The sequence below is a fragment of the Monashia sp. HAY1-2A genome, assembly GCF_056755315.1.
On the sequence record NZ_JBNDHY010000499.1, the window covers coordinates 1 to 261 of the forward strand.

The following is a 261-nucleotide window of genomic DNA, read 5'->3' on the forward strand; positions in this document are numbered from 1 at the left end:
GGTACGTCCCCGCGGATCGAAAATTTTCTCGGCTTCCCCGCCGGCATCTCCGGCGGCGAACTCACTGAACGGGTGATTCTTCAGGCCCGCAAATTCGGGGTCAAGATCAACGTCGCCTGCGGGGCACGCACCATCGAGCTAAAGGACGGCGGGTTCCGCGCCGAATTTGACGGCGGTGGCCCTGCCTCCTCACGGGCAGCGCTGCTGGCGACCGGAGTCCGCTACCGCCGGCTGCCGATCCCCGGGCTGCAGGATTTGGAG

Annotated in this window: 1 protein-coding gene; it reads left to right on the forward strand. The window is 66.3% G+C overall.

Annotated features, from left to right (window positions below; genetic code table 11):
- The coding region (locus ACPYOM_RS22870) for an NAD(P)/FAD-dependent oxidoreductase (RefSeq protein WP_481347721.1) at positions 1 to 261 on the forward strand (261 nt) is incomplete at both ends.